Consider the following 1,816-nt stretch of genomic DNA (forward strand, 5'->3'; position numbering starts at 1 on the left):
TCAACGTTTGAAAATACATTTTCACGATGCTAATCGCAAAAGACTTGAGCACTAGCGTGCCCATATCATCCTTTTTTAACTTCAGAACTACATCCGTTCCAAAAAGGCGTCTCAATTAAATGCAACGACAAGTATAAGCGTAGTGCAGGGCTTAGAAGCACAAACTTTCAATTTACCGAAAAGTTCATTGCTTGTAAGGTGTTCATCTTTAGACGAAAACCCTGCATTACGCTTATACAATGTTAGGGGCTTTTTTCCTTATTCGATGTTCCCGATTGCAATTAAATCATCACTATTTGAACGACCTGGACGGTAATATGCAGGGCCTTTAATTTCAGTCGGAATCTTATATACAAGATTTGTCGTTTTTGAAGTCAAAGGATTTAACTGGTCTAACATTGTTCCCCAACCTTCAAGCATTACAGTTTCAGATTTGTCAAAAAGATAGTCTTTCCCGTTATAGTTGATTACAACTTCCCCGTCCGAAATCATTCTGCTTTCGCCATCGGTATTTTTGAAGGTTGTATTTATAATCAGATATTGGTTTCCGTCTTCTCTTTTAAGGTCTGCAAACTCGTTTCCTGTGTTTACTCTATCTTGAAGTGCTACTTTATTTACCGTTACGTCAAAATATCGTGTAGATAAAGTTTCACCAACTTGTTTTGCTTTCGCAGAGTTGTCCGCGCTTACTGTAGTTGATGAACTTGAAGATGACGAATCTCCTTCATCGTCCATACTGCCAAAAGCGATAAAAACGAATAGAGCTAAAGCCGAAGCTGAAATCACGTGTCGTAGATTTTTTTTCATAGTGTTTGTAATTTAAAATTTAGATTAATTGATTTAGTGAAAAATAGGAATGGTAAAATCATTCCGAGAATATAAAGTAGTAAATCGGCAAAATCGAAAGTTCCCGAAATAAATCCGAGCAATTGTCCAATTTCTGAACTGATTGCTAAAGTTGGAATTATTAAAATCCAAAAGATATTTTTCCGAGAGACTGAATTTTGCCAAATAAAAAGCATTAAACTTATGTACGAAAAAATCCAAAGACCATCAGGCAAAGAATATAAGAACCAATTTGGAATGTGATTAACGATTGGGCTTGCGTAATCTCTCAAAGTGTTGAGTGAAGTTGAAAGTCCAATGCTATCGTACCAATCAAACATTTTTAATGTAGGTGCTCTGAATAGGATGTAGATTAAACCACCTAAAAGCAAAGTTCCAATATGTCCTAATAATATTTGTTTTTTCACTTGATAAGGTGCGTTATTTTTTTGCTCTTGTTAATAAGGTCATTAGGCCAAGAACAACATCGCCTGCAACCCAAATGAAAATTATTACCATAGCACCTAATCCTGTTCCGATAGCTGCGCCCGCTTGTTCAGCTTCGCTACCTGCACTATTAATGCCGTCAGCTGCTCCGCCCATTCCGACTACAAACCATAGCAACATCAGGATATTGAAGCCAATGAATGAATACTTAACTATTTTTCCAAACGTTGACCGTTTTGGTTTTCTCAATTTCGCCCCACATTTTGGACAATCTAATGCTTTGTCGCTAACTTCAGCGCCACATTCTTTGCAATTTACTAATGCCATAATTTTTCTGTGTTAAATGTCAATACTTACTCCCGTTTAAAGTCTGCTTTCAGTTTAGTCCGACTTTTTGGGGTTTTATTCTAATTGCCCCTAACGTAAAGCGGATATGACCCGTACCGAGTCAAGACCTTAATGTAAAACTACTACAATTCTTCCAATTGTAATAGTTTATTAAAACATGCCGGAGGAGGTATGGGTTATATTCGCCAGTTGTGTT

3 protein-coding genes are annotated in these 1,816 nt (G+C 36.8%); all 3 read right to left on the reverse strand.

Annotation, left to right across the window (positions count from 1 at the left end; all coding sequences use genetic code 11):
- Positions 1-258: 258 nt before the first annotated feature.
- From LB449_RS13735 to LB449_RS13745, 3 genes are read right to left on the reverse strand one after another with little or no spacing between them, the layout of a single operon-like run.
- On the reverse strand, positions 259-807 hold the full coding sequence (locus tag LB449_RS13735; protein ID WP_224455691.1) for a DUF4352 domain-containing protein: 549 nt from the start codon (positions 805-807) through the stop codon (positions 259-261).
- Entirely contained in the window at positions 804-1,253 is a 450-nt protein-coding gene (locus LB449_RS13740; RefSeq protein ID WP_224455692.1) for a hypothetical protein, read from the reverse strand. Before LB449_RS13740 ends, LB449_RS13735 begins: the two co-directional genes overlap by 4 nt.
- Before the next feature lie 13 nt (positions 1,254-1,266).
- Entirely contained in the window at positions 1,267-1,599 is a 333-nt protein-coding gene (locus LB449_RS13745) for a zinc ribbon domain-containing protein (RefSeq protein ID WP_224455693.1), read from the reverse strand.
- Positions 1,600-1,816 lie beyond the last annotated feature (217 nt).

This window comes from Psychroflexus lacisalsi, from assembly GCF_020164495.1.
GTDB lineage: Bacteria > Bacteroidota > Bacteroidia > Flavobacteriales > Flavobacteriaceae > Psychroflexus > Psychroflexus lacisalsi.

What these genes read in the sequence shown, in the direction of transcription:
- LB449_RS13735 (WP_224455691.1), bottom strand. Translation starts at nt 807, where the DNA reads ATGAAAAAAAATCTACGACACGTGATTTCAGCTTCGGCTTTAGCTCTA.
- LB449_RS13745 (WP_224455693.1), bottom strand. Translation starts at nt 1,599, where the DNA reads ATGGCATTAGTAAATTGCAAAGAATGTGGCGCTGAAGTTAGCGACAAA.